The organism is Halomonas sp. ANAO-440 (assembly GCF_019915905.1).
Taxonomy (GTDB): Bacteria; Pseudomonadota; Gammaproteobacteria; order Pseudomonadales; family Halomonadaceae; genus Halomonas; species Halomonas chromatireducens.
This window is the reverse complement of record NZ_JAHXBV010000021.1, coordinates 63,070-85,761: the sequence shown is the minus strand read 5'-3', so window position 1 is coordinate 85,761 and position 22,692 is coordinate 63,070. Positions and strand designations below refer to the sequence as shown.

General features: G+C 63.6%; 20 protein-coding genes and 1 other RNA gene. 6 read left to right on the top strand and 15 right to left on the bottom strand.

The features are described 5' to 3' along the window. Positions 1-10: 10 nt before the first annotated feature. On the bottom strand, positions 11-784 hold the full coding sequence (locus tag KZO25_RS15140) for a TlyA family RNA methyltransferase (RefSeq protein ID WP_223137591.1): 774 nt from the start codon (positions 782-784) through the stop codon (positions 11-13). Between the two features lie 114 nt (positions 785-898). Between KZO25_RS15140 and KZO25_RS15135 the strand changes: the two genes are divergently transcribed. Next, a complete protein-coding gene (locus tag KZO25_RS15135; RefSeq protein ID WP_223137590.1) occupies positions 899-1,936 on the top strand; it encodes an AbrB family transcriptional regulator in 1,038 nt (345 codons plus the stop codon). An 18-nt stretch (positions 1,937-1,954) separates the two neighbouring features. Here KZO25_RS15135 and KZO25_RS15130 read toward each other — a convergent pair whose 3' ends face one another. Both KZO25_RS15130 and KZO25_RS15125 read right to left on the bottom strand, forming a co-directional pair. Further along, on the bottom strand, positions 1,955-3,976 hold the full coding sequence (locus KZO25_RS15130; RefSeq protein ID WP_223137628.1) for a hypothetical protein: 2,022 nt from the start codon (positions 3,974-3,976) through the stop codon (positions 1,955-1,957). 71 nt (positions 3,977-4,047) lie between these two features. Beyond that, positions 4,048-5,271: an acetyl-CoA carboxylase biotin carboxylase subunit family protein gene (locus KZO25_RS15125; RefSeq protein WP_223137589.1), complete on the bottom strand. Its 1,224-nt coding sequence runs from the start codon at positions 5,269-5,271 to the stop codon at positions 4,048-4,050. A 239-nt stretch (positions 5,272-5,510) separates the two neighbouring features. Between KZO25_RS15125 and ffs the strand changes: the two genes are divergently transcribed. Then, positions 5,511-5,607, top strand: an RNA gene (gene ffs, locus KZO25_RS15120) — signal recognition particle sRNA small type. 198 nt (positions 5,608-5,805) lie between these two features. Next, complete coding sequence (locus KZO25_RS15115; protein WP_223137588.1) at positions 5,806-6,111, top strand: hypothetical protein; 306 nt, start codon at positions 5,806-5,808, stop codon at positions 6,109-6,111. A 108-nt stretch (positions 6,112-6,219) separates the two neighbouring features. Here KZO25_RS15115 and KZO25_RS15110 read toward each other — a convergent pair whose 3' ends face one another. The 9 genes from KZO25_RS15110 to KZO25_RS15070 all read right to left on the bottom strand — a co-directional run bounded on the left by KZO25_RS15110 (position 6,220) and on the right by KZO25_RS15070 (position 14,644). Continuing rightward, positions 6,220-6,993, bottom strand: coding sequence for an amino acid ABC transporter ATP-binding protein (locus tag KZO25_RS15110; protein WP_223137627.1), 774 nt, complete (start codon positions 6,991-6,993; stop codon positions 6,220-6,222). Between the two features lie 47 nt (positions 6,994-7,040). Then, on the bottom strand, positions 7,041-7,694 hold the full coding sequence (locus KZO25_RS15105) for an amino acid ABC transporter permease (protein WP_223137587.1): 654 nt from the start codon (positions 7,692-7,694) through the stop codon (positions 7,041-7,043). 52 nt (positions 7,695-7,746) lie between these two features. Further along, positions 7,747-8,403, bottom strand: coding sequence for an amino acid ABC transporter permease (locus tag KZO25_RS15100; RefSeq protein ID WP_223137586.1), 657 nt, complete (start codon positions 8,401-8,403; stop codon positions 7,747-7,749). Positions 8,404-8,478: 75 nt separating this feature from the next. After that, positions 8,479-9,282, bottom strand: coding sequence for a transporter substrate-binding domain-containing protein (locus tag KZO25_RS15095; RefSeq protein ID WP_223137585.1), 804 nt, complete (start codon positions 9,280-9,282; stop codon positions 8,479-8,481). A gap of 170 nt (positions 9,283-9,452) precedes the next feature. Further along, positions 9,453-10,643 carry an acetyl-CoA C-acyltransferase gene (locus KZO25_RS15090; protein WP_223137584.1) on the bottom strand — a complete coding sequence of 397 codons (1,191 nt, stop codon included), beginning with the start codon at positions 10,641-10,643 and terminating at the stop codon, positions 9,453-9,455. After that, entirely contained in the window at positions 10,640-11,923 is a 1,284-nt protein-coding gene (locus tag KZO25_RS15085) for an ArgE/DapE family deacylase (protein ID WP_223137583.1), read from the bottom strand. Before KZO25_RS15085 ends, KZO25_RS15090 begins: the two co-directional genes overlap by 4 nt. Beyond that, entirely contained in the window at positions 11,923-12,576 is a 654-nt protein-coding gene (locus KZO25_RS15080) for a 3-oxoacid CoA-transferase subunit B (protein ID WP_066449931.1), read from the bottom strand. The genes KZO25_RS15085 and KZO25_RS15080 overlap by 1 nt, the downstream gene beginning before the upstream one ends. Beyond that, positions 12,566-13,267: a CoA transferase subunit A gene (locus KZO25_RS15075; protein ID WP_066449925.1), complete on the bottom strand. Its 702-nt coding sequence runs from the start codon at positions 13,265-13,267 to the stop codon at positions 12,566-12,568. Before KZO25_RS15075 ends, KZO25_RS15080 begins: the two co-directional genes overlap by 11 nt. A 24-nt stretch (positions 13,268-13,291) precedes the next feature. Then, entirely contained in the window at positions 13,292-14,644 is a 1,353-nt protein-coding gene (locus KZO25_RS15070; RefSeq protein ID WP_223137582.1) for an aspartate aminotransferase family protein, read from the bottom strand. A 110-nt stretch (positions 14,645-14,754) separates the two neighbouring features. On the opposite strand from KZO25_RS15070, the gene KZO25_RS15065 reads away from it, so the two are divergent. Together KZO25_RS15065 and KZO25_RS15060 are read left to right on the top strand one after the other, a co-directional pair. Beyond that, positions 14,755-15,675 (top strand): LysR family transcriptional regulator, encoded by a 921-nt coding sequence (locus tag KZO25_RS15065; protein ID WP_066449919.1) that lies wholly within the window; start codon positions 14,755-14,757, stop codon positions 15,673-15,675. Positions 15,676-15,784: 109 nt separating this feature from the next. Then, a complete protein-coding gene (locus KZO25_RS15060) occupies positions 15,785-16,816 on the top strand; it encodes a histone deacetylase family protein (RefSeq protein WP_223137581.1) in 1,032 nt (343 codons plus the stop codon). 6 nt (positions 16,817-16,822) lie between these two features. Here the strand turns inward: KZO25_RS15060 and KZO25_RS15055 are convergent, their stop codons facing one another. From KZO25_RS15055 to KZO25_RS15045, 3 genes are all read right to left on the bottom strand, one after another. Next, entirely contained in the window at positions 16,823-18,034 is a 1,212-nt protein-coding gene (locus KZO25_RS15055) for an iron-containing alcohol dehydrogenase (protein ID WP_223137580.1), read from the bottom strand. 175 nt (positions 18,035-18,209) lie between these two features. Further along, a complete protein-coding gene (locus tag KZO25_RS15050; protein WP_223137579.1) occupies positions 18,210-19,496 on the bottom strand; it encodes an NAD(P)/FAD-dependent oxidoreductase in 1,287 nt (428 codons plus the stop codon). Positions 19,497-19,587: 91 nt separating this feature from the next. After that, positions 19,588-20,295, bottom strand: coding sequence for a GntR family transcriptional regulator (locus tag KZO25_RS15045; RefSeq protein WP_223137578.1), 708 nt, complete (start codon positions 20,293-20,295; stop codon positions 19,588-19,590). A gap of 267 nt (positions 20,296-20,562) precedes the next feature. Between KZO25_RS15045 and dnaX the strand changes: the two genes are divergently transcribed. Beyond that, positions 20,563-22,656, top strand: coding sequence for a DNA polymerase III subunit gamma/tau (gene dnaX, locus KZO25_RS15040; protein ID WP_223137577.1), 2,094 nt, complete (start codon positions 20,563-20,565; stop codon positions 22,654-22,656). The last annotated feature ends 36 nt before the right edge of the window (positions 22,657-22,692 follow it).

Here is a 22,692-nt window from a genome sequence, read left to right as displayed (position 1 = left end):
GTGCGCCTGGCTAGTCCTTCGCTTCCCGCACGGCGTGTAACAGGAACTCCCGGTTCCCGTCGCCGCCGAGCAGAGGACTCTCCTGCCAGTGAAGGATACGGAAACCGGTGTCAGCGCAGCCGCTGCGAAGCCGGGTTTCCACGGCGAGGTAGCTTGCCGGGTCCTTCACGATGCCGCGGCCGTCGACGCCCCCCGGGCCGAGTTCGAACTGCGGCTTGACCAGGCTGAGCAGCTCGCCACCAGGGGGCAACAGGGCGGCGAGCTGGGGCAGTATCAACGTCTGTGAGATGAAGGAGACGTCCATTACCGCAATGTCGGGTCTCTCGGCGCCCTGAGCCGTCAGAGCCGCATGGAGTCGCGGTTCGTCGGCCATGGCCCGAGCGTTGAGCCCCTCCAGGCAGGTGACCCGCGGCTCGCCACGCAGTTCGGCATCCAACTGACCGTGGCCTACCTCCACGCCGACCACATGGCGGGCTCCGTAGCGCAGCGCGCAATCGGTAAAGCCGCCGGTGGACTGGCCCACGTCCAGTATCAACTTGCCCTCGAGATCGAGCCCCAGCGCCTCGATCAATGCCTCGAGCTTGAGTCCCGCCCGCGATACGTAGCGCTCCTCAGGATCCTCCGTGACCGTGAGGCGGCAATCTTCGGCGAGTTTCTCGCTTGGCTTGTCGAGCACCCGTCCGCTGCTGGCAACGCTGACGCGGCCGTTGCGGATCAGTCGCTGGGCCCGTGTGCGCGAACGGGCGAGGCCCTGGCTGACGACTAGCTGATCGAGGCGGGGCATGGGCGTCTCCGGCAAGCAGGTGTGCAAGGATGAGATGGCAAGTATGGGTGTCAAGAAGCTGGGCCGGCATTATGGCATACTCATTTCGTTAGCCGGTTAACAGAAGGGAGAGTAATGGGGCGCGCTGCAGGTTGGGCATTGGCGAGGTCATTGGGCATCGGAGCGCTGGGCGGGCTGCTTTTCCAGCTCACCGGCCTGCCGTTGGCCTGGATGCTGGGTCCGCTGGTGGCCAACCTGCTGGTCTCGGCGCGGGGCGTCGATGTCCGCGTCCCCGAAGGCCTTCGTGAGGCCTTTCTCGGCGTGCTGGGCCTGGTGCTGGGTAGCCAGGTCACGCCGCAGCTGGCCGATCGGGTACTGGACTGGCCGCTGTCGGCGGCGCTGCTGCTCGTCGGCGTGGCGGTTTCCACGGCGGTGGCGGCGGCCTGGTATCGTCGCTGCGGCTTCGACCCGGTGAGCGCCTGGTTCGCCTCGGCGCCCGGGGCCATGACCGCGATGATCCTGATGGGCGAGAAGTGCGGCGGTGACCCCCAGCGCATCGCCATTGCCCAGTCGCTACGCATCATCCTGGTGGTGCTGTGGCTGCCGCCCCTGTTCTGGCTCTGGGAGGGCGGTGCCGCCGGCCAGGTCGAAGCGGCGGCGGTGGCATCGGCTCACCTCTGGATGCTATTGATGCTGCCGCTGCTGATCATGCTGGGTAACCGGCTCAGGCTGCCCAGCGCGTCGCTGTTGGCTCCCCTGCTGTTTGCCGCGGTGCTGTCCGGCTTCGATATTGCCAGCCTGCAGCTCCCCGACTGGGGGCTGAACGTGATGCTCTGGGTGCTGGGCAGCGCCATCGGCTCGCGTTTCCAGGGTTTGTCCCGGGCGCGCCTGGGCCGCTACCTGCTCGAAGCCGGTGTCGCGACGCTGCTGGCGCTGGCGGTACTGGCGCTGTTCGCCGAGACGATTCACCGGCTGATCGGCGTGCCTCGCGATGTCGCCTTGCTGGCGCTGGCGCCAGGCGGCATTGGTGAGATGGCGATACTCGCCGTGGCGCTGGACATCGATCCTGTCTTCGTCGCCTTCCATCACCTGCTGCGAATGGTCGTCCTTATGGTGTTCGCGCCCTTCTGGGCGCGATACCTGATCAGCAGGAGGGCGGCTGGAAGCCGCTGAGGGTATCGCAACCGGACGTTACGACGGGGGGCGTGGTCCCTCGTCGGCCTGGAGTTCCGTTGGCGGGATACGGTCGGAGCCCCAGCTGCGGTGGATGTAGCCGATCACCTGGTCGAGTTCTTCCTGGGTGATCTTGTGCAGCTCGCCACGCTCGAGCGGGTCGTAGTGGAAGATGTAGAGGCGGGAGGCGAACTGCTCGAAGGGCAGGGACGCCTCGCCGAAGCGTTCGCCATTGCCGGCGGTACTGACCTTGATGCCATCGCCCCAGTCCTGGCCGCTGTCGTTGTTGGGGTTGTAGAAATAGGCCCGCATGACATCGCTGGGGTCCAGCGTGACACGCAGCACCGTAATGGCGTGCCAGCCGATGAATCGCGCGGCGCTGTCGGTCACGGCGATGCCGGCAGGCTGCGGGTGGATCAGGGGCTGGTTGCCGTTGTAGTAGGGGTGGTAGCTGGCGTAGAAATGGCGCAGGAAGGCGTCCAGGTCGTGGAGCTGCCCCGTTGCCACATCGACGTTGATGCGAAAGCCGCGGCCGGACCACCAGCCGTGGAACTCGGGATTGACCCAGCGGTGGGGATCCCCCTCGCGCCCGATGCAGCGCCGCCCCATCTCGGCATAGATGCGATCCAGGTGCGGAACCACCAGCAGGGAGACGGGGTCGAGGTCCACCGGCAGCTCCTTGGCGACTCCTTCCAGGCTGGCCATTGACGAGAGGGGCATGCCTTCAAAGTGCATGATGATCTCGTCGTCACGAGCGGCCCAGGCGACCATCTGCAGCAGGTAGTCCGGGTCGTTGTAGGCCCACATCGACAAGGCGCGCGCCGATTGGCAGGTGGGGTTGTTGCCCTGGCCCACACCCAGCGGCAGCCCCAGCATGCAGAGCACGCCTTCGAGCAACCTGGCTCGCGGCGAGACCGCGTCGCCATAGGCCAGTTCGATCCGCGACTTGGACCACTCGGAGAGCGAGAGGCCCAGCTGGCGCCACATGGCCGGCGCCACGGGAGGCTGGTAGAGGATGCCGCGCTCGAGCATGAGCGCCAGGCCATAGACCGCCTGGGGCGTTGCCGGGTGAACGGCACCGCGGATCAGTGCATGTACCAGCTCGCGATAGCAGAGCAGGCAGTCCCTGCCGGTCGAGGAGAGGCCGAGGGCCTCGGCTACCAGATGATCGCCGTGATCGAGCAGGTGGCGGATCAGCACCGGATGGTAGGCCGACGCCAGGCCAGTATCATGCATGGCGCGGGCAAAGCCGGTGGCTTCGCTTTGCAGGGCCGAGTTGTCCATGCTGGAGAGCCGCTCGCGGTAGACCTCGACGCCTGGATCCTCCCGACACGCCTGGGTAGGGCCAAACAGCGAACTGACCAGGCGGTCAGCGCCCTGACCGCTGATCCCCAGGTCGATCGACGGATCGGCCTGGCAGATGGCGATCTGGGTGATCATCTGCTTGACCGAATCGACCTGGATCGGGCGCTGTTGGAGGATGCGCCAGATCTCCTCGATCAGCTTGTCGATGATGTGCTCGTAGCCGATGCGATCGGCGAGGTGACGAAACAGTTGGCGTGGTATCTGGGCCAGTCGTCCTTGGGTTTCGCGCTCGGCTTCGCTCGGAGCGCTGAACAGCAGCCACAGGTTGAGCGCCAGCACCTGGGTCAGGTAGTGGTGGGCCTGCTCGGCGGATATCAGGGGGTGCAGATAGTCGCCCTTGGCCACCGCCACCAGGCGCAGCTCGCTCAGCGACTCGATCACCACCATGTTGGGATCGGCACTCTTGAGGGCATGGGTGGTCAGGGAGGGCAGCAGGTACTGCGGTGTATCCCAGTCTGAGCCGGCGAAGACGCCGGCTTCCTCCAGTGCCTGGGAGCGGGCCTCGACTTCGGCGGCGCCACCCTCCTGCATCAGCACCCGTCGTGCGGTATCCAGCACGCGGGGTAGCTTCGTCGGCTTGGTGAACGCGCGCGCTTGCGCGAGCAGGGTGGTCGCCTCGTCGAGCTTCGCCAGCAGGCCTTGAAGCTTGTCGTCGCCTGCTGGCGAGGTGCTCATTTCTTGCGTGTGTCGGTGCGTGGTCACGCCGACTCCTTTTTCAGGCTGTCATTGTGCACATGACGCCTTGATCAGACATAGAAATCAAGTTCTTCCATGTTCTTGAGCAGTTCCTTCATGCGTGCCGCCTCGTCGCCCTTGAAGTAGATCAGCCCCCAGTGGGTGCCGAAGGCGGTACGCTTGGTGACGGTCTCCTCCATGGGCGGCGTCAGTTCATGGGACTCGAAGTAGGGATCGTCCTCGACCTCCTCCGGAATCTCCAGGCGGCTGACGACGCGGCGACGTGGATACACCCCGAAGCAACCGGCGTAGCACTTGGCATCTTCCACTTCCCTGGGGAAGAAGGCCTTGACCTCATCCGGCGTGGTCTTGGGGTCGAAGACCAGCATGCTGGCCTGATAGGCATTGAAGCCGTAGACCCGCTCCAGCAGCTCGAACACCTTGAATCCCGGCGGGCGATAGGCGACCTCGCCGAAGTACATCTCACCGTCGCTGGTGACGAAGTACTCGGGGTGAATCAGGCCGAAGTCGATATCGAAGGCCTTGATCAGCTTCTCGATCTGAGCGGTGATCTGCGGACGGTAACTCTCGAGTTCCGGAGAGGCCGGCACGAATACCGAGTAGCCCAGGGTCACGTATTCGGAGATGTTGAGAAAGGCGATCTTGCCGTTGTGGATCCAGGCCTCGACGGCGAACTCCCAGCCGTCCAGGTGCGACTCCATCAGAACCGGGAATTCTTCGTCCGGAATGGTATCGACTTCGTCCGGGGTGCGGATCACCCGATGGCCCAGGCAGCCGGCCTTGTCGAAGGCCTTGAGGTGGATGGGGTCGTTGGGGTCGCCGTCGAGCTTGAGCAGGGTCTGGTTGACCCGCTTGAGAAAGCGGATGACATCGCCCTTGTCGTGGGCTTCCTCGAAAATGCCAACGCGGATGCCGCCAAGCTGGGCGCGGCGCTTCATCAGCGCCTTGTCACGCAGCAGCAGCGACTGGCCGTATAGGCGCGGCTTGTCCATGAGCAGGGAGTTGATGGCACCGGCCCATTCGACGGTTTCCTCGAACAGGGGGATGGCCACATCGACGCCCATCTCATTCAGCGTTTCCGCGATCTCCATTGAGCGGTCGTTGAGGCGCTCGAAATTCCAGGGAACATAGGGAATGTCGTGCTTCGTGCAATACTCCTCCGCCCAGTCTGGGGCGACCACTATGTAGCGGCGATCGAAATTCTCTGCGGCTTCGATGGCGCTGAGGCTCCAGCCGAGTAGTGCAATATAGCCCTTGTTGGTGTCCTTGTTCATGATACGCCTCCTGGCGGTGTCGTGTTCTTCGTCGTCGTTTTCCCATCCACCCTACACGAATCGTCAACGCTTAGCATGGTCGAGCCCAAGGCGGCGAGGCCGCTCTTGCTGGCCCGCCTGGCCGCTGGTATAGTGCATCCGCACTCGGCAAGCCATTGATGCCACGCCGAGTTCGGCACTGCCCACCAGGCTGTCTTACTAGCCTAGTTCATGCAGCAGATGTCGTGCAGTGGTGGCCCCGTCGGTCCTCCCGCAACGCTAAGCCGCAAACCCCGCCAGGCCCGGAAGGGAGCAACGGTAGTGGTGGTCGCGTGTGCCGGGATGTGGCTGTCGGGGCTGCCTCCATTTTGGGTGCCTTCTTTCCTCTCTCGTTTGCGCTTTTCCTTGCGATAGCGGCTGACTGCGCCTTGCAGGCCGGTCATGGCCCTTTGCGTGCCAGGCTCTCGACCTTCGTCGCAATAGACTATGGTCGCAAGCCATTTCGATTGGTATAATGCGCTGCAGCAAACTCTTGCGAGAGGAGCACAAGGCATCATGACCGACGAAACATCCACAGCCGCTGGTATCCAGAGAAGCTTGCGCCAGTGTATTTCCCACATGGCCGCACTCCTTTACCGCCATGGACACGTTCTGGAGACAGTTACCGTTCCTCACCGAGGCCTGGATCGGAGCGCCATCCAGAACCTCACCCAGGCGTCTGGCGACTGGGCTGCCTGCCAGCAGGTGCTGGAGCGTAGCGAAGCCGCTTCCTACAATGAGTCCGGCAGGTTCGTACTCACCTCGCTGGGACGCGAGCTGCTTTTCGACATGTTCGGTTCGGGTGCCGCCGACTGCGCCTGAATAAGGCATTGCCGAATATACAAGAGAGGAGGCCTATGGCCTCCTTCTTCGCTTATGTCGCTTCTTACCGGCAAGAGCATATTCCATTCGGCTTCGATGACCTGCGGTTCAAGCTTGCCCTTGTGTCTGTGCCTGGGCCCCCAGGTGCTTGCGCAAGAAGTTGCGGGTGCGCTCCTCGTCAGGGTGGGAGAACAAGTGGTCGGGGGTGTTCGCTTCCACTACGACGCCGCCGTCCATGAACATTGCCCAATCAGAGACGTCACGTGCAAAGCCCATCTCATGGGTGACGATGAGCATAGTCATGTGCTCCTCGGCTAGCCCCTTCATCACCTGGTTTACTTCCTCCACCAGCTCCGGATCCAGGGCCGAGGTGGCTTCGTCGAAGAGCATGACCTTGGGGCGCATGGCCAGGGCGCGGGCAATGGCGACACGCTGTTTCTGCCCGCCCGACAGGGCGCTGGGGTAGACGGAGGCCTTGTCCGCCAGCCCCACTCGCTCGAGTAGCTCCATGCCCAGCTCACGGGCACTTTTTGCATCCATGCCTTTCAGCTTTCTCGGTGCAAGCGTCACGTTCTCCAGCGTCGAAAGGTGAGGGAACAGATTGAAGTGCTGGAATACCATGCCCATGTTCTGGCGTATATGGTTGATATGGCGCTCGAAGGCAAGTCCCTTCAAGTCTGGCCGGTTGACCTGCATGCCATCCAGCAGGATGCTGCCCTCATCGATCACTTCCAGGTTGTTGATAGATCGTAGCAGCGTGCTTTTTCCGGACCCTGATGGTCCGATGATGGATATGATCTTGCCGCGTTCGACCTTGAGGTCGATCCCCTTGAGTACCTCAAGGTCACCGAATCGTTTCTTGACTCCCTTTAGCTCCACCATGGGCGTGTCTTTCGCGTGTGTCATGTCAGGTCCTCGTTAGGGAAGGGCTAGCGGCGGTAGGCGGCGCGGCGCTCTATCCAGGATTGTCCGATTTCCATCAGTACGTTGATCAAGTAGTAAATGACAGCGATCGTGATATAGAACTCGAAGGGGCGAAACGTCACGCTGATGGCATACTGTGAAAGGTACACCAGCTCGGCGATACCGATGGCGGAGAGCACCGAGATATCCTTGACCATGATGATCATGTTGTTGCCGAGCTGGGGTGTGGCGCGATAGAGCGCCTGTGGCAGGATAATGTAAAATATGGTGGCGATATGGCTAAATCCCAATGAACGCGACGCTTCATACTGACCTCTCGAGACCGACTTTATGGTGGCGATGAAGATGTCGGCATTGTAGGCCATATAGTGAAAGCCGAGGCCAAGAACGCCTACCACGATGGCCGGAATCAATATCCATTGACCAATGCCAAAGTAGAGAAAGTACAGCTGGAGAAGCAGCGGCGTTGTCATGAATAGCCAGATCAGGAAGCGCAGCGGCCAGTTAACGGTTTTCCTCGTATAGAGGGTTATCACGGCGACGATCTGTCCGCCGATAATTGACATGATGGCGACCACCAGGCCAATCAGAAGCGTGGCCCCTATACCCTTTATAAGAGTAGGGAAGTAGGTAATGACGGGGCTGAAATCAAATTCCATGGCGGCTTACCCTGTTTGTTTTATTGCCTGACTCTTTGATTGCCTGGCGTTTCTATAAATAGGTGTATCGCGTGGCACGACGGTATAGGAGTTCAACGATCCCCATGACCGCATAGATGATGACGATATACATCAGGGCGCTCAGCGCAAAGACTTCCAGGGGCTTGTAGGTGGAGCCGATCAGGCGCTGGGCCTGGTAGGTCAGCTCGACGACCGAAATGATGGACACCAGTGATGAGTTCTTGACCAGGATAATGGCCAGCACACCGATGGAGCGAATCATCAAGCTGGCAGCCTGAGGCATGATAATGTGCTGAAGCGTTGCGAAGCGTCCAAACCCCAGCGACCGCGACGCCTCGTTCTGCCCGCTGTCTACCGACTCGATGGCGCCGCGAATGGCCTCGCTCATGTAGGCACCGATGTTGAAGGCGCCCACTACCACGCCGCAGGTGAAGGGGTCCAGGCGCAGGCCGATGGCGGGTCCGCCATAGAAGACCAGCAGCAGCTGGACGAAATAGGGCGTGCCACGAACGACACTGATGTAGGCGCGTGCCAGCCAGCGGATGGGGGGAATTCGTGAGCTTCGCAGTGCCACCAGCGCGGAGGCGATGAAGAAGCCGAAAAACAGGGCTCGAGCCGATATATCGACGGTTACCCAGGCCGCCTTCACCAGCAACGGCGATATTTCGATCATCAGATTGATATCCATGATCCCCTAGACTCTGTCGTTGTAATAAAAATGGGATGGAAATCAGCAGGGCTTGCGCCCTGCTGTTCACGACTGTCAGTCGAACTGGACCCCTTCGCCGATCCATTTGTCGACGATTGCCTGGTAGGTACCATCTTCCCTGATCTCGGCCAGTGCCGTGTTCAGGGCCTCTTTCAGCTCAGGCTTGTTCTTCTGAATGGCAATGGCGGCAGGCCAACTGGGTAGCTCCCCGACTTCGACCTGCTTGATGGGGAGTTCCTGATCATTGAGCGCCACGTAAACGGGGATGTCATCGGCGATCATGACGTCGATTCGTCCGGTGGTGAGCCCGTTAAGCATGTCGGGCAAGCCCTGGAATGTCTGGTTGCGCCAGTTTCCGTTGCTGTTTTCGGTGGCCCATTGGTTGCCCGTTTCACCCAGGGTTGAACCCACCCGCTTGCCGGCGAAGTCTTCGATGCTGTTGACGTCATCGGTCTCTTGCCTGACCCAGATGGAGAGCCCCGAGCTGTAATAGCTGTCGGTGAAGTCGACGGCGCGCTCACGCTCTTCCGTGACGCTCATGCTGCAGATGCAAGCGTCGAAGCGGCCGCCTGCCAGGGCGGCGACGATGCCGTTCCACGGCGATGTCTGGATATTGACGTCGACTCCCATCCTGTCTGCCAGCGCTTCGGCGATATCCACGTCGAAGCCGACAAGGTTCCCGGCGGTATCGACATAGCTGAAGGGGGGGTAGGCGCCAGAGTTGGCCACCTGAAAGACGTCGGCTTGAATCTCGGAAAAATCTCGCGCCTGGGCGCTCATGCTGGCAAAGGAAATAACCCCAAGTAGCGTCAAGGCGCCAATAAGAGGACGATGGAAGGACTTCTTGTGAATTGTCATGTCGATTCCTTTTCAAGGTTGGTTTATTTCTGTGGGTTTGCAACACCATCGTGTCGCGACATGCTTCGATGTTTCCTCACGCAAAGGCAGCAGATGCGGGCCTTGCTGGACTCTCACCTCCTGTTATCTGTGCTTGATCGATGTGGCCATTTGCGAGCATTGCCGACGGCTTATAGCCGCTCGAGAATCACCGCAATCCCTTGTCCTCCGCCCACACAAGCGGTGGCACAGCCGTAGCGGCCGCCGCGATGGGCGAGTATCCGTGCCAGAGTGCCGGCCAGGCGTATGCCGGTCGCCCCAAGGGGGTGCCCCAGGGCGAGGGCGCCGCCCCAGACGTTGACTCGGCCTGGGTCCAGTCCGAGCTTGCGCATGGCATGTAGCGGTACGGCGGCAAAGGCCTCGTTGATCTCCCAGGCATCGATCTGTGAGGCGACCAGCCCGGCACGCGCCAGCACCTGTTCCGCCGCCGCAGCGGCCCCGGCGCCCATGAGTCCGGGGCGCACACCCACGTCGGCGATGGCGACAATACGGGCCAACGGCTTGGCACCATGGCGCTCGAGAGCAGCTGCGGACATCACGACTGACGCAGCGGCACCGCTGGTGAGCGGCGAGCTGTTGCCGGCGGTGACCCGGCCGCCTTCGAGGAAGACCGGATCGAGTCCGGCGAGCCTTTCCAGGTTGGTATCGGGGCGGATATTGGCGTCCCGGTCGATGACCTCCCCGGCTGGGTTGGTCAGCGTAAGTCGTTCGCCGGCGAGATGGCTGTCGGCCTCGGCCCGGGCAGCACGGCGGTGGGACTCCAGCGCGAATGCATCCATTTCATCACGCTCGATACCGGCCCCCTGGGCCAGGCGTTCGGCGGTGATGCCCATGTTCAGCGCCACCTCGAGCTCGAGCCATTCGGCATCCTTCAGCGCCTCGGGTGAAGTCAGTACCCCTTCCTTGAACAGGGCGGGGCCCATGGGTACCCGGGTCATGTTCTCGAAGCCCCCGGTGATAGCCACGTCCACGGCGCCTGCCTGTATCTCGCGGGCGGCGCTGCGCAGGGCAGCAAGCCCCGAGCCACACTGTTGATCGATCTGACGGGTGGCGCATTGATGGTTATGCGGACCCAGGCGCTGAGAAAGCCAAAGCGGGTAGCGGCCGCCAAAATTCCACTGCTCCTTGACCGGCAGCGCGCAGCCGACGCTTAGGTCTTCCACGACCTGCGGGTCGATACCGCTACGGTCGAGCAGGGCATCAATCACCAAGGCAAGCAGGGCATCGCCGCGAGTCCCGGCCCAGCTGTCCACTTCGGGCTTGCGTGGGTGGGCGCGGGTGAAGGCGCTGCGAGCGTAGTCGGCCAGGTAGACATCTCTCATGTTGTGTTTCCTCCGGCACCGGCTAGCTCTCCCCAGCGGTGAATGAACAGGGCATAGGTGGTGAGAACGTGTCGAATCGAGTCGATCTCCACGCACTCGTCGACGCCGTGGATCCGCTGGGCCACCGGGCCGTAGCAGGTGCCATTGATTTCGCCGCTGACGTGGAAGGCGCGCAGGTCGGTGGTGCAGGTGGAGAGATAGGTCCTCGGTGGCTCACCGAGCAGGTCCTGATGGCAGCGGGAGAGGAGCTCGATACCTGGCGTTTCGAGGTCGACCAGAAAGCCCTCGGAGCGGAAGCCGTGGAATTCCACCCGGGGGGCGGGGCTGCCATCGGCGAGTTCGGTATGGCGAGACTCGATGCACCGGCGAACGCGGTTCATGGCTTCATCGGGCGTCATGCCGGGCGGAAACCCTACGCGGCCTTCGAGCACGGCATGGGCCGGCACGCTGGATGCCCAGTTGCCGCCCTCGATCTTGCCGATGCTGAGATTGAAGGGGCTATCCAGGCTGTCGTAGGGCGCCTGACGCGGCAGCGCGTTGATCTCGTTCTCCAGCGCCTTGAAGGCGGGCAGGTACTCGATCAGCGTTTCGATAGCGTTGCTGCCGGCGCGGGTGTCGAGCACGTGGGCCGGCACGCCGTCGATGCGCATGCGAAACCAGAGTACGCCCACCTGGCCAGCATAGATCTGGCTGCCGAAGGGTTCCGGAATCAGCACGAAGTCACCGCTATACCCCTGGTGCAGGCAGGCCAGTGCGCCGTTGCCGGTACACTCCTCCTCGATCACTGTCTGCAGGGACAGGGGAAAGTCGATGGGAACGCCGGCCTCGCGTACCGCCTGCACGGCCATGACCATGGCGGCGATGCCGGCCTTCATGTCGCCGGCGCCACGGCCATAGAGCCAGCCGTCCTTCTCCCAGGGTTCCCAGGGCGGTCGGGTCCACATGTCGAGGGGTTCGGCGGGCACTACGTCCAGGTGGCCATTGAAGACCAGATGTGGCCCGCTGGCGCCGGCGTTGAGCCGGGACACCAGGTTGTAGCGTCCGTCGCACGACCACTCGGTTGGAGCGCGGTGAGGGTGCTCGGCGAAGCCGGGGGCGTCAAGCGGTACCCGGGTGGCCGGCAGCTCGAGACGCTCGAACCAGCGTTCCATGGTCGCGAGCGCGCCATGCTCCTCGCCCAGTACGCTGTAGCCGCGCACCAGGTCGCGGGTCAGCGCCAGGGTGTCGTCCATCAGCGCCTCGCAGCGCTCGACGATGCGCTTCTCGGTGGTGGTCAGCATCAGAACCTCCCCAGTCGACGCTCGTCGATAATCAAGTTGGCTTCGGTGGCCCCACGCAGCTCATCAATGCCAAGCCCCTCGGCGATATCCACCACGGCAAGACCTTCCGGGGTCACGTCCATCACCGCCTTGTCGGTGATGATGCGTGACACGCAGTGCTCGGCGGTGAGCGGGAGACGACAACGCTGCAGGATCTTGGGCTTGCCGTGCTTGTCGTTGTGCGAGCAGAGGATCACCAGGCGCTTGACCTTCTGTGCCAGTTCCATGGCGCCGCCGATGCCCGGCGAGAACTTGCCGGGTATCTTCCAATTGGCCAGGTTGCCAAGCTCATCCACTTCGAAGGCACCCATGAAAGTGAGGTCTACCCGACTGCGACGGATCATGGCGAAGGAAATGGCACTGTCGAATACGCTGGCGCCGGGGCGGGTAGCGATGTAGGCGCCCCCGGAATCGATCATGTCGTAGTCTGGTGACTCGCCGTCCTTGCGCGGGCGAGAGCCCAGCACGCCGTTCTCCGAATGCACCAGCACTTCCATTTCGTCCGGCAGGTAGTGAAACAGCCGGGTGGGCAGGCCAATGCCCAGGTTGACGATCTGGCCCGGTATCACTTCCCGAGCGGCGCGAGCGAGTATGCGTTGCTGATCAGCCGACATGGGCGCGCCTCCCCTGTTCGCTGGTGGCGGGAGCGACCTGGACCACCTGGCTGACGAAGGCGCAGGGGGTATGGACCGCTTCGAGTGGCAGGCTGCCGGGTTCGTCGACCCGGTAGGCCTGGGCGATGACGATATCGGCGGCCATGGCCATCAGCGGGTTGAAATTGCTCGCGGTGGCGCGGTAGATCAGGTTGCCATAGCGGTCGGCGCGCTCGGCGTGGACCAGGGCGAAGTCGGCATAGAGTGCCGGCTCGATGCCCCATCTGCGGCCGTCCATTTCGATTTCACGGCGGCCGGCAGCAATCTCTGTGCCCTGACCGATGTCGGTGAGAAAGCCGTGGTGACCGGCCCCGGCGCTGCGTATCTTTTCTGCCAGCAGCCCCTGGGGGTGCATCGCTACATGGAGCTCGCCTCGGTTCATTGCCTCGATGGCCACTCGATTGAGTCCGATGTGCGAGGTAATCAGGCGGCTGACGCGGCCGGCCTCGATCAACTTGCTGATGCCGATACCAGGTTCATTGGCATCGTTCTTTATCAGGGTGAGATCGCGCTGCCCCTGGTCCAGCAGTTCGTCGATCAGGGCGAAGGGCGTGCCCGGTGAGCCGAACCCGCCGATCATGATCGAGGCGCCATCCGGGATAGCGGCTATGGCCTCCTCGATGAGGCAATATTTCTGGTTGAGTAGCGTCATGAAAGAGCCTTTTCCATTTGGCGATCAGGGGGTCAGTGCATTTGCTGGCGCCGCCGCGCTCAACTCATGGTCGAAGCGCACCATGGCACGCTCGAGCCGGGCGAGCAGCTCGGCCGTATCAGCGGCGTCGATGGTCAGTGGCGGGGTGACCAGGAAATGGTCGCCCGCAACGCCATCCAGGGTGCGTCGCGGATAGATCAGCAGGCCTTCCTCCTTGGCCAGCGCCGTTATCCGTGCAAAACGGTTCTGCTCGGCGGGGAAAGGCGCCTTGGTATCGCTGTCGGCGACCAGCTCCACCCCCCAAAGCAGCCCCAGGCCACGAACGTCGCCCACCCAGGCGAAGCGGGCCTTGAGTGCCTCGAGTCCAGCCTCCAGTTCGCAGCCGCGTGCGGCCACGTTGCTGAGTACGCCTTCGCGCTGTATGGCTTCCACCACCGCCAGCGCGGTGGCACAGGCGAGTGGATTGCCGGCGTAGGTATGCCCGTGCTGGAAGCCGCCAGAGCCCATGACGGCTTCGACGATGTCGGCGCGGGCGAGTACCGCCCCCACCGGGTAGTAGCCGGCGCCAAGCCCCTTGGCGGTGGCCAGTAGGTCCGGTGTGACGCCATAGTGCTGATAGGCGAACCAGGTGCCGGTACGACCGACGCCGGTCAGTACTTCATCGAGGATCAGCAGGCAGCCGAACTCGTCACACAGGGCACGAATGCCCTCGAGATAGGCCTGCCCGAGCATTCGGGCACCAGTGCTGGCGCCGCCCACGGGCTCAAGGATAAAGGCCGCGATGGTGTCGGGATCCGCCGCTTCCATGGCAGCGCGGGTCTCGGCGAGGATGCGCTCCACATGCAGGGTGTCGTCAGCATCGGCATGGCGATAGAAGTCGGGGCCGGCCACCTTGAGCGAGCCGATGGTGATGTCGGTGAAGGGCGCTTCCAACGGCTGATAGCCCGTTACGCCCAGTGCCCCCAGGGTGCTGCCATGATAGGAGGGGCGAAGGGAGACGAAGCGGCGCCGCTCTGGTTCACCCGAGGCAACGAAGTACTGGCGTGCCAGCTTGAGCGCCGATTCAACCGCCTCCGAGCCGCTGGAGACGAAGAAGACTTTTTGCAGTTGATCGTGCGTCAAGCCGACCAGGGCCTTGGCCAGGGCCACTGCGGGAGCATTTTCAAACTGGGTGCGATAGGTGAAGGCCACCCGGTCGAGCTGGGCGAGCATGGCATCCCGGATGTCACGGCGACCATGCCCCAGGTTGCAGGAAATGGCGCCGGAGCAGCCGTCGAGATATTCCCGTCCGGCTTCGTCCCACAGATAGACGCCCCGGGCATGACTGACTTCGGGCAGGGCCGGACCGGCCTGGTAGAAAAGGGGAGATGGGTCCATTGCAGCGTCCGTTGTCGTTATGTGTTTGTAAACGGGTCTCTGCAGTCTAAGTAGCGATCAACAAGTATTTCAATATATGATCTTTTTATCGAATTCGATGAGTTGCAGTCATGGCTGATGTCAACATCCACTCGCTCAAGTCGCTGGCGATCTTCAAGACACTGTATGAAGCGGGTACCGCTTCCCAGGCGGCACGCACGCTTGGGATCACCCAGTCGGGGGTGAGTCGCTCACTGGCGCAACTTGAGGAAAACCTGGGAATCCAGCTGTTCCTGCGAGAGAAGAATCGCCTGGTGGCGACCCCGGAAGCGCGGGAGGTCTATGACGAGATCCTGCGTCTGATGGGCAATATCGAGGAGCTGCGACATAGCGTGCTGGCGCTCAAGGAGTTCGGTACATCGCGGCTGCGCATCGCCGCTATTCCCGGGCTGTCGTTCGGCTTCGTGCCCCGGCTGGTGGCCGCGCTACTGGAGGAGAACCGGCAGTTCAGCGTCAGCCTTGACATGATGTCGAGCCATGAGGTGCAACTTGCCGTGGAGTCGAGCCATGCCGACATCGGCTTCGTTACACTGCCCATTACCTCGCGGGTGCTGCAGGTGGACCCCTGGTTTACCACCGAGGCGGTCTGCCTGGTGCCAGAACGGCATCCCCTGGCGATGAGGGGGTGTGTCGAGGTGGAGGATCTGCGCGACCAGCACCTGGTGATCAGCAACCAGCCGAGCATCAGTACCAACCCACTGCTGGAGCTGACCAGTCAGCATCGCGTGCAGATCGCCGGCAAGACGGAGGCCAATATCGGCACCATCACGGCGCTGGTGGCCAGCCATGTCGGCATTACCGTGATGAATCCGATTACTGCCCAGGACCAGCTCACCCCCCGGGATGGGGTGGTCATGCGGCCTTTCTCGCCGGCCATGGCGTTCAGCTTCGGGCTGGTCTATCGCAACGACTGGAAGCAGGCCAGGGTGCTCGACTTCCTTCGCCAGCGGGGCAGGGTGCTGCTCGAGAGCTACGGTGAGTCCATGACCTAGCATTCCTGGTCCTCGCCTGCCGCTGCGTCCCAGACGTTGAGGGGCCTGGGCTGGTACACCGGCCATGGGCATGGCAAGGTCAAGCGGACCATCCCGAGGAGATGTCGTCATGATCACGTTCCACAGCGAGGCAACCAAGCTGCGTCGTGCCAAGACCGAGCTCAACGAAGGGCTGCTGGTCGCCCCCTTCGAGTGCCCCGAGCGGGTCGACCTGGTGCTAGAGCGGGTGCGGGCGACCGGGCTTGGTGCGGTTCAGGCACCGACTCGCTATGGTCTCGAGCCCGTGCTGGCTGTGCATGATGCCGCCTACGTGGAGTTCCTGGCCAGCTGCTGGGAGGAGTGGAAAGCCATCGGCATGGCGGGCGAGGCGATCCCCAACATCTGGCCGTCCCGCTCCATGCCCGGCACGCGGGTCCCCGAGCATATCGAGGGGCGGCTCGGCTACTACGCCCAGACCGGTGAGACCTCGATCTGTGCCAATACCTTCGAAGCCGCCGATATCAGCAAGGACATTGCCCTGTCGGCGCTGGGCCATACCCTCAAGACCGGCGAGCCGAGCTTCGGTCTGTGTCGCCCGCCGGGCCATCATGCGTCGTCGGATCAGTTCGGCGGCTACTGCTTCTTCAACAACGCGGCCATTGCCGCCGATCAGGCCCTCAAGCATGGCCTCTCGCGGGTAGCGGTGCTGGATATCGACTTCCACCATGGAAACGGCACCCAGGAAATCTTCTATTCCCGTGACGACGTGATCGTCGTTTCGCTGCACGGCGATCCCCTGCACTGCTTTCCCTACTACCTGGGGCACGCCGATGAGACCGGCAGCGGCCGGGGCGAGGGCTTCAATATCAACTACCCTATGCCGCCCGGTACCGGCTATGCCCGCTGGTCGGCCGCCCTCGATGAAGGTCTGGCGCGCATTGGTCAGTCCGGCGCCGAGCTGCTTGTCGTGTCGCTGGGAGTGGACACCTTCGAGCACGACCCGATCAGCAGCTTCACGCTGAAAAGTGAGGACTACCCGGATATCGGCCGGCGCCTGGCCGCGCTTGGGCTGCCCACCGTCTTCCTGCTCGAAGGGGGCTACGCGGTGGAAGAGATCGGCATCAACGTGGTCAATGTGCTGAGCGGCTTCGAATCCGCCTGAGCCTGGCTACAGGCGGGTTTCCAGCAGGGTACCCAGCTCGGCGTCGGTGAGTACCAGCGGGTTGGTCTTCATGCTGCCGCCCCGGGCACCGGCGACCACCCGTTCGATATCCGCGTTTGTCATGCCGTAGGCGCCCAGTCTCGGCATCGCCAGGCGATGGGTCCAATCGCGTAGCGTTGCGGCCAGTGCATCGCAGGCTTCGCCATCGCTCAGTTCGTGCTTGCCTGTGAGCAGGCGGCCGACCTCGGCGTACCTGGCCAGTGCCGGATTGCCCGGCTCGCGCAGGCGCAGCGCCGCGACGTTGGCCGCGGTGGCCTCGGCGACCAGGGTGCCGCACACCGTGCCATGAGGGATCGGGAAGAAGGCGCCCAGGGGGGAGGCCAGTCCATGCACCGAGCCCAGGCCCGCCTGGGCCAGGGTCACCCCGGACATCAGCGAGGCGTAGGCGAGCTGGCCGTAGCCTCGGCTTGCCTCCGGGTGGTCCTCTTCCCAGGCAGGCCAGAAGCCGCGACAGAACGCCTGCATGCCGGACCAGGCCAGGGCGTCGGTGGCGGGGCTGGCATTGAGCGAGACGTAGGATTCCAGCAGTTGGGTAAAGGCATCCATGCCGTTGGCGGCAATCTGCGCCTTGGGGCAGCCTGCCAGCAGTTCGGGGTCGACCAGCGCCACGGCGGCGACCAGACGCTCATCGCGAAACGATTTCTTGAAGCCATCTGCACCCTGCACGCTGAGCACGGCGTTCTTGGTGGCTTCGCTGCCGGTGCCGGCGGTGGTCGGTACGGCGATCAGCGGCACCGCCGGGCCTCGGTAGGGGAGACCACGGCCCACGCCCTCGAGATGATCCATTACCGAATCGCCGGTGCGTAGCAGGCCGGCGACGGCCTTGGCGGCATCCAGCACGCTGCCGCCGCCGATTGCGACCACCACGTCGATGTCGTTCTCTTGGTGCTCGCTGACGATGGCATCCACTCGCTGCGGCGAGGGCTCACCCTCGATGGTGACGTGATGCCAGGCGGCGCCCTGCGTCTCGAGGGCAGCGACCAACTCGCTCCAGTGGCGCGAAGTGACAAAGGAGCGCTTGCCGGTTACCACCAGCACGCGATTGCCATGTTCGGCGATCAGTCCCGGCAGGCGCGTGATGCTACCTGCACCGAACTGGATGTCCGGCAGGCGGGCGATACGGAAGGCGTCGATGCGCTCGGGAAAGGATGCTGTCATGGCCGGCCCGCTATTCTAGTTATTGAATGACGCCGAAGCTTTGTCTGAAAAATCGGCGAGCGAAGGCCAGACAAGGCAAAATTCAGCGAAAAGACGGAGTTTGCTAGTGTAAATGAGTACTTTGAACTGAATTTTAACGCAGTATGGGCAAGCACAGCCATTTTTCAGGCATAGCTTAGCGCCAGCGCTCGAGCAACTGGTAATACCACATGCCGATGGCCAGCAGCGGATTGCCCAGGGCATCCCCGAACGGCACCTTGAGGTGGCGACAGGCCGCGAAGGTATCGAATTCCTCCATATGTCCCGCCATCGCCTTGGCCATGATCTCGCCGACGATGTGCGAGGTGGCCACGCCATGCCCCGAGTAGCCCTGGGCGTAATAGACGTTGTCGGACAGTCGGCCCAGCATGGGGATGCGATTGACCACGATGCCGGCCATACCCTGCCAGGCGTAGTCGATCGGCGTGCCCTTGAGCTGGGGAAAGGTGGCCTCCAGACGTGGGCGCAGCTCGGCGGCGATGTCGGGTGAGTCCTTGCCTGAATAGTTGGCGCCACCGCCGAACAGCAGCCGGCCGTCGGCGGTAAGACGGTAATAGTCGAGCACGAAGCGGCAGTCGTAGACGGCCAGGTCCTGGGGGTTGATGGCGTCGGCCAGTCCACCCAACGGGGCGGTGGTGACGATGCCAAGCGATGCCGGGAACAGCCGGCCGCCCAGCCTGCGTCGCTCCAGGCGGTGATAGGCGTTGCCCGCCAGCAGCACCCGGTCGGCACGCACGGTTCCATGTTCGGTTACCACCGCAGGAGAGGGGCCGTGGTCGATGCGTGTCACGGGGGAGTTTTCGAAGAGCTTCGCACCCAGCTTCTCGGCGACCCGTGCTTCGCCCAGGCACAGATTGAGCGGATGCAGGTGCAGGTTGTAGCGGTTGAGCAGGCCGCCGTGGTAGCACTCGGTGCGCACCACGTCACGGACCTGACTCGCATCCAGCAGCTCGACGTGCTCGCCCATGCCGCGGATCTGGCAGGCCTCGAAGTCGGCCTGCAGCGCCGCCATGTGAGAGGGCTTCCAGGCTGCCTGAAGATGCCCCTGCTTGAGATCGCATGGGATGGCATATTTATCGACCCGCTCGCGAATGATGCGCTGGCCGCGCCATCTCAGGTCCCAGACGAAGTCCTCGGCGGCCTCGCCCAGGGTGCGGCGCATCTGCTTGCGCATGGCCGCTTCGCCGGAGAGGCTGCCGGTCACCTGACCGCCGTTGCGACCGCTGGCGCCCCAACCGATCCTGTTGGCCTCGACGATGGCCACCCGGTAGCCCCGCTCGGCCAGCTCCACTGCCGTGGCCACGCCGGTGAAGCCGCCGCCGACGATGGCGACGTCGACCGTCACATCACCTGCGAGCTGCGGATAGTTCGACTCTTCGTGAATCGTTGCAGTGTAGTAGGAGTCGCAGCGAGGGCTGGGCATGAGGGCTCCAGTAGCAGTAGCAAGTGTCGAAAATACTCAACATCATGCTAGCACAGGCTGGGGCTAGTAACGCCAGCCCGCGAGCCCGGCGTCAGGGATCGGGCTGGCTTTCCTGCGCCTCCGCAGTGAGGGAGAAGTCGGCCAGATAGCGGGTCAGCCGTTGGGCCAGCGCGTCGCCGGCCTGCTCGGCGTGCTGACGTGCCAGCTGCTCCGCCCGGCTGGCATCGCCGTCAACCACCGCGTCGAGTATGCCGCTGTGCTCCTCCCAGACACGCCTGGGGGGCGACGAGGCATCGATAACGGCACCCATGGCACGGCGCAGGTGGTGCCAGTGGGTCGCAACGGTCTCTTCGATCAAGGGATTCCCTGACAGCCGGTAGATCAGGCGATGGAAGGCCATGTCCGCCGCGATCATGGCCAGCGGTTGTCCGCTGGCACAGGCCTGGCGACCTGCCTCGAGCAGGGTCTGACCATGTCGCTGTGCCTCGTCGGGGGCGTGCAGGGCCGCTTCTCTGGCGGCGAGGGCATCCAGCGAGGCGCGTACCTGATAGAGGTGACGGACGTGAGCGGCGCTGAGCGGCGCCACCTTGACGCCGCGACGGCCCATGGCGCAGACGAAGCCCTCGTTCTTGAGCAGTTGGATGGCCTGGACGATGGGCTGGCGCGATACCCCCAGCCGCTTGGCGAGTGAGTCCTGGTTGAGGCGGGTATCGGCCGGCAGTTCGCCGCTGCAGATGGCGTCCAGCAGGGACTGGTGCACGCGCTGCACCAGCTGGGTGGGAGTCGGAAGGGCTTCCATGCGAGTTTCCTTTCAATGAATACCGTATTTCGTATACGAAAAATAGAGTGCAAGCGCTCCCTGCGTCAATCGATTCGCCTCGCGCCATGTGAGCGGCTATCGAGGCATTCAGCCGGAGGCGTTTCGGGCTGTGCTTTGCGCCCCAGGCCACAGCCGGTAGAATGGCGGTTTGCTTTCGTGGTCGGCACGTCCGGGGAGGGGTCTCGCGACGTGCAGGCACTTTCAGACCGGCTGCCAGCCAGCCCAGCTGCAAGGATTCCGCGCTGCATGAGCTATCAGGTTCTGGCCCGCAAGTGGCGGCCTCGCACTTTCCATGAACTGGTCGGGCAGGAGCATGTCCAGCGAGCGCTGGTCAATGCACTCGATCAGGGTCGCCTGCACCACGCCTACCTTTTTACCGGCACCCGGGGGGTCGGCAAGACAACACTGGCAAGAATACTTGCCAAGTGCCTCAACTGTACGGCAAAGGGCCATGGCGAGGAGGGCGTGACATCGACCCCCTGTGGCGAGTGTGACAGCTGCCGGGCAATCGACGAGGGGCGCTTCGTCGACCTGATCGAGGTCGATGCCGCCTCGCGTACCAAGGTGGAGGACACCCGCGAACTGCTCGACAACGTGCAGTATGCGCCGACCCAGGGGCGCTACAAGGTGTATCTCATCGATGAGGTACACATGCTCTCCACCAGCAGCTTCAATGCCCTGCTCAAGACCCTCGAAGAGCCGCCGCCCCACGTCAAGTTCCTGCTTGCCACCACCGACCCTCAGAAGTTGCCGCCGACGGTGTTGTCGCGCTGCCTTCAGTTCACGCTCAAGAACATGCCGCCCGAGCGTATCGTTGAACACCTGGCCAAGGTGCTCGAGGCGGAACAGGTCGGCTTCGAGGAAAGTGCGCTGTGGCTGCTGGGCAAGGCGGCCGATGGCTCCATGCGCGATGCCATGAGCCTGACCGACCAGGCCATTGCCTTTGGTCAGGGGCAGATTTGCCACGCCGATGTGGCCGCCATGCTGGGTACCCTGGACCACCGTCATGTGGTGGCGCTGGTCGAGGCGCTGGCCGAGGTCGATGCGGCCCGTGTGCTCAATGAGGTGTCCCAACTGGCGGAACAGGGGCCGGACTTCGCAGCGGTGCTCGACGATGTCACCGGTGTCCTGCACCGCCTGGCGGTGGCCCAGATGGTGCCCGGCGCGCTGGACAATGGCCATGGCGACCGGGATCTGCTGCTGGCACTGGCCGCGCGCTTCACCCCCGAGGACATCCAGCTCTACTACCAGATCGGTATCCAGGGTCGCGGCGACATGGCGCATGCCCCAGACCTGCGCACCGCCCTGGAGATGACCCTGCTGCGCATGCTGGCCTTCCGTCCCCAGGGCGTGCCTCAGCCGGCGAAAACGCCGCTGCCGCTGCGGGGGGAACCCGGCCCCGTCACTCCATCGGCTGCCGGAGCCGGGCCTTCGGGCAGCCCTCCGCCTGACGAGGCGCCCGCCGCGGCAGGGAGGGAGGGCGCAGGCCTCCCCGATGCTGGCGAGGACGGCCTGCCGGATGCCGGGGACAATGCGAATCTCGCGCCGACTCCCGAGCCGCCGATGGCGCAAGATCGGTTCGAAGCGCCGCCGCCCTGGGAGGAAGCGTTACCGGAGGCCTCCACGGCACCTCCCGCCGTGGCTGACGGTCTGAACCAGGGCCGGGAGGCGGCGCCGAGACCGGCGGAGAATGAGAAGGAAAGGGAAAGGGAAAAGGAAAGCGAGAAGGAGGGCGAGGTGGCCATCGCCGCCGCTCCGGCTCCGCTTTCGACTGCCGAGGCGTCTGTCGTTGCCGGTCCAGAGTCGGCCGTTTCCAGGCCCGCTGTGATTCCCGAGCCGGCTGGCGTCGAGGACCTGGATCCGCCGTCGGCGTCGCCGTCTTCTGCCCCGGCCGAAATGCCGAAGGCGGGGCATGCAACCGGTGACGATTCGGCATGTTTCACCCATGCGGTCTGGCTTGAGCGTTTCGATTCCCTGGGCCTGGGCGGGCTGACACGCAACCTGGCGGCACATTGTGTGGTCGAATCCGACGATGGCAGCCGTTTGCTACTTCGGCTGGCCCCCTCCCAGGACGCCATGAATGCCGAGATTCATGTTCGGCGTGTGCGGGAAGCCCTGGCTGGTATCGGTGTGACGCGACAGTTGATCATCGAGGCGGGGCCCTTGCCGGAGGCGGTCGAGACGCCTCGACAGCGTGCCGATCGCATTGCCGCCGAGCGGCATGCCGTGGCGGTGGAGGCGCTCGAGCGGGATCCGCACGTGCGCCAGTTGCAGGAGACGTTCGGTGCACGCCTCATCACTTCCAGCGTCAAGCCGGTAGATGCATCGCAGCGGGCCTGAGCCCGACCAGTCGCTTTAGCCAACGAGAGGAACGAC

Excerpts from the sequence above, each read along its gene's own strand:
- KZO25_RS15140 (WP_223137591.1), bottom strand. The coding sequence starts at position 784 with ATGCCCCGCCTCGATCAGCTAGTCGTCAGCCAGGGCCTCGCCCGTTCG.
- KZO25_RS15135 (WP_223137590.1), top strand. The coding sequence starts at position 899 with ATGGGGCGCGCTGCAGGTTGGGCATTGGCGAGGTCATTGGGCATCGGA.
- KZO25_RS15130 (WP_223137628.1), bottom strand. The coding sequence starts at position 3,976 with ATGAGCACCTCGCCAGCAGGCGACGACAAGCTTCAAGGCCTGCTGGCG.
- KZO25_RS15125 (WP_223137589.1), bottom strand. The coding sequence starts at position 5,271 with ATGAACAAGGACACCAACAAGGGCTATATTGCACTACTCGGCTGGAGC.
- KZO25_RS15115 (WP_223137588.1), top strand. The coding sequence starts at position 5,806 with ATGACCGACGAAACATCCACAGCCGCTGGTATCCAGAGAAGCTTGCGC.
- KZO25_RS15110 (WP_223137627.1), bottom strand. The coding sequence starts at position 6,993 with ATGGTGGAGCTAAAGGGAGTCAAGAAACGATTCGGTGACCTTGAGGTA.
- KZO25_RS15105 (WP_223137587.1), bottom strand. The coding sequence starts at position 7,694 with ATGGAATTTGATTTCAGCCCCGTCATTACCTACTTCCCTACTCTTATA.
- KZO25_RS15100 (WP_223137586.1), bottom strand. The coding sequence starts at position 8,403 with ATGGATATCAATCTGATGATCGAAATATCGCCGTTGCTGGTGAAGGCG.
- KZO25_RS15095 (WP_223137585.1), bottom strand. The coding sequence starts at position 9,282 with ATGACAATTCACAAGAAGTCCTTCCATCGTCCTCTTATTGGCGCCTTG.
- KZO25_RS15090 (WP_223137584.1), bottom strand. The coding sequence starts at position 10,643 with ATGAGAGATGTCTACCTGGCCGACTACGCTCGCAGCGCCTTCACCCGC.
- KZO25_RS15085 (WP_223137583.1), bottom strand. The coding sequence starts at position 11,923 with ATGCTGACCACCACCGAGAAGCGCATCGTCGAGCGCTGCGAGGCGCTG.
- KZO25_RS15080 (WP_066449931.1), bottom strand. The coding sequence starts at position 12,576 with ATGTCGGCTGATCAGCAACGCATACTCGCTCGCGCCGCTCGGGAAGTG.
- KZO25_RS15075 (WP_066449925.1), bottom strand. The coding sequence starts at position 13,267 with ATGACGCTACTCAACCAGAAATATTGCCTCATCGAGGAGGCCATAGCC.
- KZO25_RS15070 (WP_223137582.1), bottom strand. The coding sequence starts at position 14,644 with ATGGACCCATCTCCCCTTTTCTACCAGGCCGGTCCGGCCCTGCCCGAA.
- KZO25_RS15065 (WP_066449919.1), top strand. The coding sequence starts at position 14,755 with ATGGCTGATGTCAACATCCACTCGCTCAAGTCGCTGGCGATCTTCAAG.
- KZO25_RS15060 (WP_223137581.1), top strand. The coding sequence starts at position 15,785 with ATGATCACGTTCCACAGCGAGGCAACCAAGCTGCGTCGTGCCAAGACC.
- KZO25_RS15055 (WP_223137580.1), bottom strand. The coding sequence starts at position 18,034 with ATGACAGCATCCTTTCCCGAGCGCATCGACGCCTTCCGTATCGCCCGC.
- KZO25_RS15050 (WP_223137579.1), bottom strand. The coding sequence starts at position 19,496 with ATGCCCAGCCCTCGCTGCGACTCCTACTACACTGCAACGATTCACGAA.
- KZO25_RS15045 (WP_223137578.1), bottom strand. The coding sequence starts at position 20,295 with ATGGAAGCCCTTCCGACTCCCACCCAGCTGGTGCAGCGCGTGCACCAG.
- dnaX (WP_223137577.1), top strand. The coding sequence starts at position 20,563 with ATGAGCTATCAGGTTCTGGCCCGCAAGTGGCGGCCTCGCACTTTCCAT.